General features: G+C 35.5%; 8 protein-coding genes. All 8 read right to left on the minus strand.

Features of this window, described 5'->3' with window-relative positions:
* Positions 1 to 23: 23 nt before the first annotated feature.
* Positions 24 to 1,553: a RagB/SusD family nutrient uptake outer membrane protein gene (locus EZJ43_RS03905; RefSeq protein ID WP_133261365.1), complete on the minus strand. Its 1,530-nt coding sequence runs from the start codon at positions 1,551 to 1,553 to the stop codon at positions 24 to 26.
* An 18-nt stretch (positions 1,554 to 1,571) separates the two neighbouring features.
* Entirely contained in the window at positions 1,572 to 4,715 is a 3,144-nt protein-coding gene (locus tag EZJ43_RS03910; RefSeq protein WP_133261366.1) for a SusC/RagA family TonB-linked outer membrane protein, read from the minus strand.
* A 293-nt stretch (positions 4,716 to 5,008) separates the two neighbouring features.
* Complete coding sequence (locus EZJ43_RS03915) at positions 5,009 to 7,948, minus strand: glycosyl hydrolase 115 family protein (RefSeq protein WP_165953080.1); 2,940 nt, start codon at positions 7,946 to 7,948, stop codon at positions 5,009 to 5,011.
* 340 nt (positions 7,949 to 8,288) lie between these two features.
* Positions 8,289 to 9,383 carry an SGNH/GDSL hydrolase family protein gene (locus tag EZJ43_RS03920; protein ID WP_133261368.1) on the minus strand — a complete coding sequence of 365 codons (1,095 nt, stop codon included), beginning with the start codon at positions 9,381 to 9,383 and terminating at the stop codon, positions 8,289 to 8,291.
* Positions 9,384 to 9,406: 23 nt separating this feature from the next.
* Positions 9,407 to 10,867 (minus strand): family 43 glycosylhydrolase, encoded by a 1,461-nt coding sequence (locus EZJ43_RS03925; RefSeq protein ID WP_133261369.1) that lies wholly within the window; start codon positions 10,865 to 10,867, stop codon positions 9,407 to 9,409.
* 28 nt (positions 10,868 to 10,895) lie between these two features.
* Positions 10,896 to 12,686, minus strand: a complete 1,791-nt coding sequence (locus EZJ43_RS03930; protein WP_133261370.1) for a metallophosphoesterase — start codon at positions 12,684 to 12,686, stop codon at positions 10,896 to 10,898.
* Positions 12,687 to 12,785: 99 nt separating this feature from the next.
* A complete protein-coding gene (locus EZJ43_RS03935; protein ID WP_133261371.1) occupies positions 12,786 to 13,988 on the minus strand; it encodes an AGE family epimerase/isomerase in 1,203 nt (400 codons plus the stop codon).
* A 72-nt stretch (positions 13,989 to 14,060) separates the two neighbouring features.
* Positions 14,061 to 15,272: a glycoside hydrolase family 130 protein gene (locus EZJ43_RS03940; protein WP_133261372.1), complete on the minus strand. Its 1,212-nt coding sequence runs from the start codon at positions 15,270 to 15,272 to the stop codon at positions 14,061 to 14,063.
* Positions 15,273 to 15,314 lie beyond the last annotated feature (42 nt).

The following is a 15,314-nucleotide window of genomic DNA, read 5'->3' on the forward strand; positions in this document are numbered from 1 at the left end:
TTTCTAAACTAACGTATAGAAAATTAAAAGTTTGGATTTTGACCTAAATTTGGATTTAAGTCTCTATCATTTTGAGGTATTGGATAATATTCATTTTTCCCAACCACAAAAGTTGCGAAATCTGCATCTCTTGAAGCCAATGCAGGACTTAAATCTCCCCATCTCAACAAATCTGCCCAGCGCCATGCTTCACCACACATCTCAGTTACACGCTCATGCTTTAATTGTGTTAAAAAATCTACTTTATTTAAACCTGGCTTTGCAATTGTTAAAGTCGCTAAGCCAGCTCTTGCTCTAACTCTATCTACGTAAGGATAAGCTTCGCCCGTTCTATCTAAACCGTTTAAACATTCTGCGTACATTAAAAGTACATCTGCATATCTTATCATACGGTAGTTGTTTGGAGAACGGAAACCTTCTCCATTTTTGTAACTGTCATTCAACAATTTTCTGAAATACACATTTTTATTATTTAAACCATATCTCGCCTGCCAAGATTGGCCATAAACCTGAGTTGCTCCAGGTCCTGCAGGATCAGCAAAATCAAATAATAAAGAGGCAGCTAATCGAGGATCTTGAGCATTAGTGGTCGTTTTTTCTTGTAAAAATTCATTTACAAGCCATCTACGTGCTCCTCCATCTCCAAAGCCAACAGGTTGAGGCGCAAAAAATTGAGCGATTGAAGTACCTGTATTATTTTGTCTACTCTCATCAGTATCATCATCTGTACTTTCTAAAAGGTTTTCACTAAACTGAATTTCAAAAACAGACTCAACATTGTTCTCTTTTGCGACAATAAAATTATCTCTGTAATTTGCAGTAAGGTTGTAAATACTACTTCCTAGGCCAGTAACCAACCAAGAAAATGCATCTAAAGCAGGCTGATATTTATTTTGTTGCAAATAGGTTTTACCCAATAAAGCATAAGCAGCGCCTTTTGTCGCTCTACCTAAATCAAGCCCAGTATAAGCAGTAGGTAATGACGGAATGGCTTCATTCAAATCCTTAGCTACCTGTGCATAGGCTTGGGCTGTGGTTGCACTTGGTGACTGATCACCAGGTTGCGATGGCTCCAATATTAGTGGTGGAATACCGTAATATAATGTTAAATTAAAATAAAATAAAGCCCTTAAAAACTTTGCTTCTCCAATAACTCTTGCTTTTAAAACTGGATCCATTGAAATATTTGGCACATTTGCAATAACCTGATTTGCTCTAAAAACACCTACAAATAAGTTGGCCCATGTACCGGCTGTTAGGCTAGTATTATAATCAGTTTGGTTAAACCTCATTAGGTTATTTAAACCACCATCACCACCAGATCCATAACCCTCATCAGATTTTAATATCCCGTGATAGAACATAAACCTAGAGTAAGTTGTATTTGTACGCTTAAATGTACTGTAAACAGCATTTATACCCTTAACTGCATCGTCACTTGTTTTCCAAAATGATGCTATAGTTACTGCATTTGGGTTAGGTTCTTCAAAATCGCGTTTGCATGATGCCAAACACAATACAATTGATAAACTTAGTATGATATACTTTTTCATAACTTGCTTTTAATTAATTTAAAATCCAAAACCTAAACCGAAAGATATAATTCTAGATGAAGGATAGTTTCCACTATCAACACCTGGTTCTAAATTGGCATTTGCGCCAACAACATCTGGATCTAATCCTTTATATTTTGTAGTGGTAAATAGATTTTGTCCGCTTACGTAAATTCTAGCATTACTAATTTTAGCTCTTTCTAAAACTTTACTTGGAATGCTGTAACCAATCTGCAGATTACGAAGTCTCAAATACGATCCATTATCTAACCATCTATCTGTGTTACCTCTCGAATTGGAAGTAATGCCCTTATCTGTTGAAAAGTTATAACCTAATCGAGGGTCAGAAGTGTTGGTATTGGTCGGTGTCCAAGGATTGATATCCGCTCTATAATTAGAATTGCCATAGCTATCTAACTCTGTAAGTACACTATTGTATAAAGTAACTCCATAAACCCCGTAAAATTGAGCGCTTAAGCTAAAGTTTTTATAAGATGTGTTAAACTGCAAGCCAGCTGTAAATTTTGGCCACGGTGTTCCAACAAACTGTCTGTCTTTATCGTTGATATCATCTTGTGTACCACCATCTACTAAGTTAACGTAACGAATATCACCAGGTTTAGCATAAGATTTTTGCGCATTCTGTGCATCAATTTCCGCTTGATTTTGAAAAATTCCATCTGTTTTAAGTACGTAGTACTCACCGATAGATCTACCAATCTGTGTACGTGTATTTCCAGATTGAACATAATTTCTAGGTAAACCTGTTAACGGATCGATACCTTGGTTTCCAAGCGCCAAAACCTTGTTTCTAACAACACTTACATTTGCACTTACATCCCATTTAAAATCGCCAGTTTGATTTTTTGGCTTATAGCCTAGTTCTACTTCAATACCCTGATTTCTAATAGAAGCCGTATTCAGAAGTGGCGGACTACCTATATTACCTAAATACAATGGAATCGGAAGTGATAACAAAACATCACTTGAAATAGATCTAAAAGCATCAACTGTTAAATTAAATTGGTTATCTAAAAATGCCATATCTAAACCAATATTTGCAGTTTTCTTAAGCTCCCATTTTAAACGGTCAGCAGCTAGTCTGGCTTGCGTAGCACCCGGCAAAATTGTTTGGTTAGGCCCAAAAGTGTAAGATGGTGCCTGATTAAGGAATGCATTATATTGATAAGCGTTAATTGTATTTACGCCAACTGCACCATAAGAACCTCTCAATTTTAAATCGTTAATCCAACCTACTTTAAAGAAATCTTCTTTAGATACTCTCCATGCTAATGCTGCTGATGGGAAATAACCTGTTTTATATTTTGGAGAAAATCTTGAGTCTTTATCGGCTCTAAAAGTTAACGTTAATAAATAACGATCGTTATAGGTATAATTTACCCTTCCTAAATATGAAGTTAGTAACGTTTTGGTTAGCGATCCGGATGAAGATCTATCACCAGGAATAGAACTTGTAGCGTTTAATTGCGTAAAATAATCACCGCCAAAATTAGACAACTTTGCTCCATTACCAACAGTATTTTCTGATTGAGTAGTTTGCTCTGTATATCCAATTACACCGTTAATATTATGTTTCGAGAATGTTTTTTCGAAATTTAAAGTGTGCTCAAATAAATAACTCAGATATTGAGAACGTGTATCAGACAGACGGCTAACGTCAACAGATTGTGACTGATACCACGAGCCGTCTTTTCTAACATATTTCTGTTTATCAAAACTTGTTTCTAGGCCTGCATTAGCTCTGTACTTTAACCAAGGCAAAATTTCTACATCCATAAAAGCATTACCAAACAATTTTGTATAATTGGCATTGTTAGACGTAATATTTGCAATTGCAACCTGATTTCTTGAATAATTTGTAGCAAAAGTACTATTTCCGTAGCCCCAACCGCCTGGATTAGATGCGCTAACTAATGCATCACTTCTAACAGGGATAATTGGCAAACTACTAAAGGCATCAACCCAAGGATTACCTTCACTACTAGGCTGATTGTTGTTATTGGTAGAAATAGCCAAATTTTCACCAAATTTGAATCTTCCTTTAGTTGTTTCTGTATTAATTCTCAACGAAGTTCTTTCGAAACTTCTTGCAATTAATGTTCCTTCATCTTTAAAATAACCTGCAGACAATAAATATTTAGATACATTAGAACCACCGGAAATACTCACGTTATAGTCCTGAACTTTTCCTGTTCTAAATAATTCATTTGCCCAATTGGTATTTACAGAACCGTCGTAGCTAGCTACACCAGGTTGAATTGCAGTACCGCTATTTTGATAAGCAAGCTTATTTGTAGCAGCATAAGCTGGTCCATCCATCACATTATATAATTTAGGTACTTGAGAAACGCTAAATCTTGATGAAACATCAATTTTAGTATCGCCTGCTTTACCTTTTTTAGTAGTAATTATAATTACACCATTACCAGCTCTTGAGCCATAAATTGCTGCCGCAGATGCATCTTTCAAAACTTGAACACTAGCAATATCATCAGGATTAATAGTCACATTTGGATCAGTTAACATCCCGTCTATAACATATAATGGACTTGCATTACCAAATGTTGCTAAACCACGAATGTTAATTACAGCGCCTTGTCCTGGTGCACCACCATTTCTAACAGATACGCCACTAACCGCGCCTTGCAACGCTTCTGGGAATGATCTTGCTACAATTTTTTCGGTGTTAGCCATATTTACAACGCTAGCTGATCCGGTTAAATCTTTCTTTTTAATGGTTTGATAACCGATCACAACAACCTCATCTAAAGATTTAGTGTCTTGTTGCAACGAAACATTAATTTCGGTTTTACCATTAACTGCAATTTCTTGTGTAATATAACCTATTGCAGAGAAGATAAGAGTAGATTGACTGGAAGGCAGTTGTATACTGTACGTGCCGTTACCAGCCGTTACTGTTGCCATTTTGGTGCCTTTTACCAAAATTGATACTCCAGGAATTGCGCCATTCGCATCCGTTACTTTTCCCGTAACCATAATGCCATCTTTCACTTGTGGAGATGCACTAGCTACAATTGGAGTAATTGCTATGAAAAGCATTACAATCAGCTTCAGAATTTTGTTTGCAAATTCTTTTGGCGGGTAAAGATTAAAATTTTTAGTACTTGTTTTTATGTTCATATTATGGAAATATTTGGTTAATAATTATTTTTAGAAAATGAAAATTTGGTTGGTTTACGGCTGGGTGCTCCTTTCTTTTTTTTTACAATATTTGGTTTTAGTAGTTTAACAAAAGAGCGATTAAAAAAAGATAATGGCTGTAAAATTTGAATATAAATGTGTAACTATTAGATATTTTACCGACCAAAATCCCCTCAATTGGACTTAATTATATGCATTGATACAAAATTGCTGAAATAATTTGCAAGATGCTTACCATTAAAATTTACCTGATCACTTTTTTGTTAAGCCCATTACTTTTTTACTTTAATGGGCTTTGGCCCTAAAAACGATTTTTTCATCCCACCAAAATCCATTACTACTTTTTGCACAATTACACCGGGGCTATTTGCATAAATTTGTAGCGTATGTTTACCCGGCTTATCAATATATATTGAAGTTTTACATACCGAGAAATTTCTTAAAACATTATCTCTCCATAACTGCGTGTACTCTTGCGCACCTGCAACGGCATCGGCAGTAACACCTTTATCCAACCCAATTCCATACAAAGTATCGTGTTCGCGATCTAGCGCAAAAGTTGGCAGTGCGTAGGTATAAACATCAACCCTACCTGTAGAAAAGGCATAAAAATCATATTCGGTACGTGGCGTATTTACATCCCATCTATCTTGTTTAGGATCTAAAATATCTCCAAATTTTACCGATTGATTTTCAAGACCTAAACCATTTACAGTAGTTATCTTAATATCCTTGCTCTCAAATTTGCGGTTAAAATCGCCTGCGTTAAATGCAATTACACCGTTATGTTCTACATATAAATCAGCCAATGAGCCATCTTTATAAGCTTTCGGATTAAAACCACTTACAAAAACTCGCTCTATTTTATTGTTAAATTGGATAGAAACCTCTCCGTCAAAATATTCTTCTGCTGGTGCTTTATCCCAATCAATGTTCACTAAAATTTTATCTAAAAACTTAGTACTGCCTTTCATTTTAGAAAGCTTTATCCAAGTTTGGTTTGTTTTCGCTTCCCAAGTCTTCGCTTCATCACCCTTGTTGTAAATATTGATGAGCTGAGATTGATTGGCTAAATCATAAGCATTAATTGTTGGTAATTGATGATTGGTATTCTTCTGCTCGTTTAATTCCTCACCTGAAACTGTTACTTTTAAATCTCCGTTTTTTTGTGGCGAAACAGCATCCAAAACAGGAAGGTTATCTAATTTAGAGGTATAACCACTTTTAATCGACATCATTTTATCCCACTTACCACCTAAAAGCGAATTGTAATTTTTTGTTAAATCATCCAAATCTTTTTGCATCATCAACACACTATCCTTCAAAACATTTGCGTGGGTAAAACCTGCCAAAGCCTCTGCTCTGTTTTGCTGTGCCCAAAGCATCTTTTTATTCATCAATTCTGAACCCTTTACTGGATAATACATCAGCTGAAAAAACGAAGGTTGTTGATTTTCTGGTAGTTGACTATAAATTGCTTGTGTTCTTTTACTTAAATCGGTATATGCATCCAACCTAGCTTGTGCTTCGTTATAATTATACAGCGAAAATTGGGTATTTGCTAACTTTTCATCTTTGTTTTGTCCGTTAATCCACTCTACACCTCCACCCATAAATTCTGGCTTGTGTGGAAAAGCTAAATGATAGAAATCGTTTGTGATGCCTTCAAATTGAGTTTGATATTTTTTACCGTAGATATTACTTAACCAGTTTGCTTGGTGCGTGTGAATATTGTCGAATGAGAATTTCGAAATATCCCAAGCCATATCCAAAAACAAATCCATTGAATATTCCGATCCTTTCAAATCACCCACATTTAGCATCCAAAATTGATCTGCACCAGTACTGTAAGCTTTGCTCAACTCCTCGTACATTAAAGCGGGTGGCGTAGAGCTAAACCATAAATAATCGTGTGGTTCGCCTAAGTACGAAACGTGATAATACACACCCGAGCCACCTTTTCTTTTTCTTTCATCAGCATTGCTCAACCTTTTAATGTAACCAAAATTATCATCAGGCCAAACCAAGGTAACATCATCAGGCACTTTTAAACCTCTTTCGTAAACTTCTAAAACTTCTTTGTATGGAATAAATACTTGTGGCACTTCTTCTATGGGCTTTTTTAAGTTTGTGGTAAGGAGATTACGCTCATCATTTATTGCATTTTCTAACAGTTTAACTTTATCCTTATCAGATAAATTATTAATCATACCTGCATCGTGAATTCCCCTTAAAGCTATCGTATAAACCGTTTCATTACCTGCATTTTCTGCAACGCGATTGCCAAGCGCTTTTAAAATACCGGCCTTGTTGGTGTCGTAATTCCAATCGCCCATGGTATCGTGATGCCACTCACTTGCGTTGTTAAACATTAGTGGCTCAGGGTGCGATGAACCGGTAACAATTGCAAAACTATCGGCAACTTTTTTATTATCAGGGAATTTAAAAAATGCGCCACTTATAGGGTGCATGGCTGGCCAAATGGTGTTAGCTTTTAAACGTAAAAGCAATTCGAAAACTTTTGCGTACGTTTTTGGCCCAATATCTTTAAGGTCTTTTTCAAAAGTTTTTGATGCCCATTGGTACATCCCCCAATCTTCATCGTTAATAAAAATACCACGATATTTAACTGAAGGCGATGGCATAATCAGCTCACCTTTGGTAATATAAATTTCTTTTTTCTTGATTGAAGGAACATCTGCCCACCACCCAAATGGCGATACGCCAATTTTTTTAGATAATTCTAACGTACCGAATGCTGTACCACGGCGATCGTTACCAAAAATTACAAGTGCCTTTTTAACGCCCGAAGCGGGTTTATCAATCACGGCCCAACCGAAGCTTTCCCAATGCCCTACAACTTTAGAAACATCGAGCTTTTTTGTTGCGATAAGTTTATCAATTAAAACAGATTGGCCTATTGTACCAATAATTACAGGATATTGGGTTAGTTTTTGTGTTTGATCTTTCACAGCTGGCATTAAAGACGTTACCTCCATAATGTCGTGCTGTAAAAACCTTGCAACTTTCGCCACAACTAAAGCATCTTTATTATCGTAAAAAATTGTTGCGGCTTTTTGGTTACTAACCAAAGGAAAACTCGAAGAAGAATTTGTGTAGGATACAACCGAATTATTTACTTGTGCAAAAGCAGTAAAACTAAATGCAACAAGCAGTAAAGATAAAGTAGATTTTAGGTAATTTTTACTCATAGTAAACAGCATCAAAAATTTTAATACTATTTTTTAGTAAAGAGGATAGATGAAAATCTAAAGCCCTCCGATTAAAAAATATATTTGGTTATTTATAAATACAAATAGAAGCATTCGGCAATAAGAATACTATAACGAATGTGTATTAAACTGTAAAAATTAGCTTATTTATTGCTTTACCATGCCTAAGGCATACTTTAACAATTAAATCTTTTAGATAAAACCTTTTAGTACCATAATTATTATTCAATAAAAAAAGCCTCTTCAAACTGAAAATATGGCTTAACATACCTTGAGTTGAAGAAGCAATTTTGTATATTTTATTTGCAGAGCGATTAACTTATTGGTCTAATTTATTATCCTTTATAAATTTGATTAAAGAATCGGCCATTGCCTGTTGCGCTGCCATTCGTGGGTGGCCTGGTGAGTTTTTAGGTTTGAAAATATTTACATAAAGTTTGTTGTCATTTAGTTCTTTAACCGCCGTTTTAATGTAGCCTGGCCATTTAGAATCTTTATTAACCGCATCCATATTACCAAGTGCGCAAATAATTTTTGCGTTGGGATAAACCGATCTTAAAGAAGAAATAAAATTCTTATAGGCGTTAATTATAAATTCTTCTGACGGTTTAGTTGTGCCAAACCTTTTTATAAATTGTACGTGCTCTGGCTTATTTACCAATGAATTGTCGTTTTGAAACAAATTTACAACTACAATATCTGGTTGATATTTAGAAAAATCCCATTTACTTAACGAATCGTTCGGATTCAATCTGTTATATATTTCTGGCATAATTGCTGGATCCCAGCTTACTGTTACGCCAATGCCACTTTTAGATGTGTTGTGATATTGTGCATTGAAATATCTAGCTGTAATGGCGGCGTAGGTAAAATAATTATTAAAGTATTCGGCAAAATAAGTGTCTTCCATCCCGTCAGGCACTTCTACACCATGCCCTGCAGTAATAGAATCGCCAAAAAATTCCATTTTTAGTGGCTGTTTGGTTTTATCTTTTAAAACCTTAGCACATTCATCAACCATAAAACCATAAAAATTGGTTATTTTCTCATCTGTGTTTGTTGCTTTAAAAAGCTGAATAGTATGTGGTTTTTTCGTTAAGCCATTAGCTACAGTGTATGTATGTTTCCCTTTTAAAACTTTTAGTTTACTGGTATATTTTCCATCGATAATTACATCATAATAGTTTACATCGGCATTTTCAGAAAAAATTGCTTTTACGTTTTCAGTATTTTTTACATTGAGCTGCACGCTTGTACCACACCAATAAAAAGTTGTGCATGAGTCTGTTTGCAAAACCCTGCCCATGTAATTTACACGATTATTGTTGCTGCCAACTAACTTTAATTTTTGCGCTGTTGCAGAAGAGATCCACAGCAATAAAGTAAAACTTAATAAATATTTTATTCTTAACATGTTATTATTTTATAATGATGTAATTAATAAACCTTAACCTCCCAAATACCAGGTCTTGTATTTTGCTTTTCGTTTCTCAACGTAACGCGGATGTATCTTGCCTTGTATTTTTGCAAATTAACCATTGGCGAACCTATTTTAATGTTTTCCCATTGACTATCTGCTAATTTCCAATCTTTATTATCTTCAGAAACTTCAATTTTATATTGATAAGCTTTAATTGGAAATTCGGGAAAGATTTGAATTTGATTAAATGATTTAATTGCGCCCAGATCTAGTTGTATCCATTCTTGCGCATATTTTCCACCTATCCAAAGCGTTCCATTATTTTCATCAACGGCAAATTTTGCCTTCGTTACTGTACTGTCCAGATCGCTACTGCTTGTAACTGTTGCACCGAAAGCTAAGTTCTGCACGGTTGCCATTTTCTGTAGCGCACCCACACCTTTGTGGGTTGTAACTACTCGTTGCAATGATCCATCGGGATTAAAATTTAATTCATCAGCAGCAACTTGTCTCAACTTTTGAGAAATATCGTATTTGTCTAAAGTATTAAAACGATGATAAACGATATAATATTTTCCGTTGAGCTGTAAAATAGTGTGGTGCCCGGTAGATTTAATTTTATTGTCTTTATCATCGGTACTTAAAATTGGCCGCACCATTCCTTCTGTCCAAGGGCCGTAAGGTGTTGGCCCTGTAGAATAGCGGATTTGGTAGGTTTCATCCCAAGTTTTGCCCCAAGAGTATGAGAAACAATATAACCCATTTTTCTTGAACATGTACGGCGCTTCAAAATAGTGTGGTGGCGTTACATCTTTTGGCATTTCTGCAAAAGAAGTCATATCTGCATTTAATTTTACGCCCAAACATCGCCCCTCAATATCTCGCCCACTATCTGATGAGCCCCAATATAAATAAGCCTGACCATCATCATCTACAAAAGCTTCTGCATCGATAGTTTCTACATAATAATATTCTTTGTGTCTCACCATCGGTGTATTATCAGCTTTGGCATTTTTCCACGGGCCAAGTGGACTTTCTGCAACACCCACCCAAATTTCTTGTCCAACGGTTACATACATATAAAATTTCCCATTTGGCGCTTTTATAACACTAGGCGCCCAAACGCCCGATGGTGTGCCTGTATTGCTTTTACAAGCCTCTTTGGTTGGCCAGTTTAGGTAATCACATTTCCAGTTTACAAAATCTTTTGATGACCAAACTGCCATTTTAGTGATGTCGTTCCAACTTGGCATATCGCTAGTTGCATAGATGTAAAACGTTCCATTACTTTCTATAATGGTTGGGTCGGCGTAGTAACCCGGCAATAACGGGTTTCCCGTTTTAGGACTATCAAACTTTAAATCTTTCTTTGTCCATAAATTAATTACGGATTGATCTGGATTTTGCGCAAAAACATTTAAACAAGCAACTGAAAAAAATGCAACAAGCAGGAGGGTTTTCATCGTTTTTAATTTCATATCTTACTTTTTCATTTACAAAATTGTGCTAATTATTTAATTTATAAAATGTAGCAGAACCATTATAATTTTCTAAACTATCCCAAACTGGTCGCCACCATAAAACGGATGGTTTTGTGTTTTCTGGATGATCATGATCCATAACACCAATATTAACGCGTATCGAATCAGAATTTAGGGCTTTAATACTATTTAATGGGATAGATAATTCTAACACTTGGTTATTTAATTGTTGTGCTACTGCCACCTTCAAACCCATCAGTTTTTTAGCTTCCTCATTCATTAAAGGTTTTGTAGGATTATCAGTTGCTGCAAACTCTAATTTAAAGTAATTTTTATTATCCAACGGGGAAGAACTAAGGTGAACATAAAATTTATCCTGAAGTGCATCAATCTTTTTCTTATCTAAAATAGTTTTATCGTCTGTAAACTTGACCGCTATAAAAAGATTTTTTGAATCGGCGGTTACATTAAAAGAAAACTGACCATCGTCGGGTCCTTTCCAATCCCAATCTTCGTAAAAAAACTGCGGATTTAATACCGAAATAAATTTACTTTGATCCCATTCGGGTAACATTCCATCTACTTTTATTTTTGTTTGTGGCGCTGAAAGAGAATGTTTCCAATCTACAAACATTGGTTTGCTTGTACTTAGACTTATAGTTTTACCATCTTTGCGCTTAAAACCTGCTTTCAGCGCAAGCGCAACAGGGTGATTGTTAAGTTCCTCAATGTTCATTTTCCCCGTATCTGCAATCGCATTTACGGTGATTTTTTTTTCTTCGCCACTGGCTACGGTTTCGGATATCGAATTTGGTTCAAAATGAATACCATATTGCGCTACAAGATTCCCTGAAATATCCATTGGGCGCTTCATGTCATTTTTAATAACAAGATTAACTGGTATGGACTGGAAATTTGGTGTATTGAGTACTAATGGCTCAACCTTTAACCATTTTCCCACCCGCAAACTTTGTATGTCATTATAGTCTTCCGGCCGTATCAAATTTTTATCGTAAATACCTGTTATATCCAAATGCGCAACTTTGGGCCCATCTTTCTTCATTGTAACCCAAGTTATTTGGTCAAACTCGCCTACATCGGCACCACGCCCGTAAGTTCCACCGCCGGTAGTAGCCAACACATAGTGGTCCATTCCATCTACAACCTGATATTGGTAATTATGATGATGAGCAGAAAATAAAGTATATTTTCTACCTTTTAATGCATCTCCAATCTCTTTATACCCTGCCTGATCTCCGTAAGACCATAACGGGCGGTGCATAAAAATCAATGTCCATTGCACATCTTTATGTTCATTAAGGGCATTTTTAACATAAGCAACTTGTTTTTCGCTAATTCCTCCACCTTCTATTTCATCCGTATTTAAAGCCAAAAACAAAACATTTTTGTGTACAAAAGCATAATAATCGCGTCCATTTCTTTTCTTCCAAGCATCTGTTAGCAATTCGTTGCTGGTATCGTGGTTGCCGGGCACATAATAGAAAGGCATATCAAGCCGATTAACCAAAGCATCAAACTCATTCCATTCGGCATTCCAAACCTTAGGATCTTTAGTATAACCATCAATTAAATCTCCAACCGACAATACGAATTCCGGTTGAAGGTTGTTGAGTTTATCTATAGCGCTTTCGAATACACCACGCCTCATGCCTCCATTTCTATCTGAAACAATGGCAAAACGGAAAGTAGTTGAGTCATCGTTAAAACCTTTCTGGGTAACAGGGATTTTATTATTTTGAGCCCAAAGTTGGAGAGATGAAAAAAATAGAAATGCGAATAAAAAACTGACTTTCATTTTAGTTGTATTATTTGTTCTGATCTGTAAAATGCTTTAAGCAATAAAACTTTAATTTGATCATTTAAAACCTGATATAATAATGGATAGCTATTAAGATTAATTCAATTTCTTCAACCTATTAACTACCTCCATACAGGCTCTACTATTGTGATACGGGCATTTCCAAAAACCAGCTTTATCTTCGCCCTGCATTAATGAAAAATCTTCGTTAACCCCCCAAAACCACTCACCTTTTTTATGATCGATAATGTGTTTTTTGGTAAAATGCCAAATGGCCAAAAAGTGGTTGAGCAAGCTTTCGTCTTTACTGAGTTGATAGGCATTTAAAAAACCAACCATAGCTTCGGCTTGTACCCACCAATGTTTTTCTAATATCTGATGATTTTTATCAACTTCGAATTCATAAATCATAGCACCAGTGCTATCAATCCCTTCTGTGGATGCATTAGCAATTTCTACCGCCAATTTTTCGAATCGATGAATCAACTTTTCATCGCCAACTACTTCAGCAGCTTCTAGCATCAGCCAAGAAGCCTCAATATCATGTCCGTAAGAAACAATATTATAATTCGTATTCCATTTTTCATCAAAAAACAGCACCAAATGTTTTGTGCTTTGGTTAAGGATATGCTCATCGAAAACCGCTAAAAGAATTACAATTTTTGATTTTAGATTCGCATCGGGCCAACATCTATACAAATTAGTATAAGCTTCTAAAATATGAAGATGGGTATTCATGGTCTTCTTTTCGTTTGCATCTTTGTCGCTTAAACGCAAATCGCCAATTTCTTTCCAGTCGCGGGTTAGTGCTTCTAGATAACCACCATTTATGGCATCAAAACTATGCTTTTCAATATCGTTAAAAAGAGACTTTGCAATTGCTAAAGCTTCTTCATTTTTACTTGCTTTGTAATATTCTGCCAAGCCATATATTGCAAATGAAATGGCATAAATCTGCTTCTTGGTATCTAAAGGGTTTCCCAAATAATCTACCGACCAAAAAACACCGCCCATTTCTTGATCAATGAAGTGATTTTTTAAATATTCGAAGCTTCTTTCTGCTAGACTTAAATATTTATCGTCTTTATTAAAGTTGTAACCTGCAGCAAACGACCAAAGAATTCTGGCATTTAAAACTGCTCCTTTTGGTGCGTTTTTTATAACGTTATTATCGTTATCCAATGCACCTAAAAAACCACCATTTTCCTCATCAATGGTATGTGTTGCCCAATAATTAAGAATGGAATTTAATTCTCCATCAAACTCGGTAATAAGCGCTTCTATATTGTTTTCGATCATGATATTTAAAACAAAAGCTTGAGAATGATATTAAAAAAATCTTTCTCAAGCCATTAATGTAATTATTTTAAATTAGTTACTGTTACTAAGCAGTTGTTCGTTAACTGTATTGTGCACAAGCACATTTTTTTCAATTAATTTATTAATTGTTTTTACAGAATTTGCTGAGCTTAAACCATCCTCAGGCGTGTTTGTGCAATAATCTAACAATTGATCGATTGTTGTTGTAGCAACGTGCATACGGGTATCAGAAGATGCATAATAAATAAAAACATCACCATTATCATCAGCAATCCATCCGTTAGAAAACACAACATTCGAAACATCGCCAACACGCTCAGCGCCTTCAGGTGCAATAAAATAACCACCTGGTTTGTGCGTTACTTTCATCAAATCGTGTAAATCTGTCATAAACATATACAAAACATAACGCAAACCTGCCGCAGTATTTCTAACGCCGTGTGCCAAATGTAACCAACCATTTTCTGTTTTAATTGGCCCAGGTCCTTGTCCCATTTTACCTTCGTAAACAGTATGATATTCTTTACTATATAAAACGTGTTCTTTATCTACTGTAGCATTTTCCATTGTTTTTGAAAGACCAAAACCAATGCCACCGCCTTTACCAGCTTCAATAAAACTATCTTGCGGACGGGTGTAAAAAGCATATTGACCGTCAACAAACTCTGGATGTAAAACCACGTTACGTTGTTGTGCCGATGGAGTTTTTAAATCTGCCAAACGCTCCCAAGTTTTTAAATCTTTAGTTCTTACAATACCACATTGTGCTACAGCAGCAGACATATCTCCAACTGGTGCGGTTGGATCTTTCTTTTCAGTACAAAACAAACCATAAATATATCCGTCTTCATGTTGTGTTAAGCGCATATCGTACACGTTTGTGTCTTCGCCTTCTTTACTATCAAAAACAACAGGATTACTCCAAAATTCAAATCCATCTACGCCATTATCACTTTGTGCAACTGCAAAAAATGACTTTCTATCTGCACCTTCAACACGCAAAACTAATATATATTTACCTTCAAACTTAATTGCGCCCGCATTAAAAGCTGCGTTAACGGCAATCCTTTCCATCAAAAAAGGATTGCTATTTTCGTTTAAATCAAATCTCCAATTTAAAGGAATATGAGCTGCAGTTACAACCGGATTTTTATAGCGGTCAAAAACTCCATTTCCTAATGCTTCTTTTTCATTTTTTTTATTGATAAGCGTTTCGTGGTGGTTTTGCAATTGCGCAAAACGATTTTTAAAAGTTGATGTCATTTTATAATAGTTTGAATGATTTTAAATTTTTATATGTTTTAC

This window comes from Pedobacter changchengzhani, from assembly GCF_004354365.1.
GTDB classification, from domain to species: domain Bacteria; phylum Bacteroidota; class Bacteroidia; order Sphingobacteriales; family Sphingobacteriaceae; genus Pedobacter; species Pedobacter changchengzhani.

Excerpts from the sequence above, each read along its gene's own strand:
- EZJ43_RS03940 (WP_133261372.1), bottom strand. The coding sequence starts at position 15,272 with ATGACATCAACTTTTAAAAATCGTTTTGCGCAATTGCAAAACCACCAC.
- EZJ43_RS03930 (WP_133261370.1), bottom strand. The coding sequence starts at position 12,686 with ATGAAAGTCAGTTTTTTATTCGCATTTCTATTTTTTTCATCTCTCCAA.
- EZJ43_RS03925 (WP_133261369.1), bottom strand. The coding sequence starts at position 10,867 with ATGAAATTAAAAACGATGAAAACCCTCCTGCTTGTTGCATTTTTTTCA.
- EZJ43_RS03905 (WP_133261365.1), bottom strand. The coding sequence starts at position 1,553 with ATGAAAAAGTATATCATACTAAGTTTATCAATTGTATTGTGTTTGGCA.
- EZJ43_RS03915 (WP_165953080.1), bottom strand. The coding sequence starts at position 7,948 with ATGAGTAAAAATTACCTAAAATCTACTTTATCTTTACTGCTTGTTGCA.
- EZJ43_RS03920 (WP_133261368.1), bottom strand. The coding sequence starts at position 9,383 with ATGTTAAGAATAAAATATTTATTAAGTTTTACTTTATTGCTGTGGATC.
- EZJ43_RS03935 (WP_133261371.1), bottom strand. The coding sequence starts at position 13,988 with ATGATCGAAAACAATATAGAAGCGCTTATTACCGAGTTTGATGGAGAA.
- EZJ43_RS03910 (WP_133261366.1), bottom strand. The coding sequence starts at position 4,715 with ATGAACATAAAAACAAGTACTAAAAATTTTAATCTTTACCCGCCAAAA.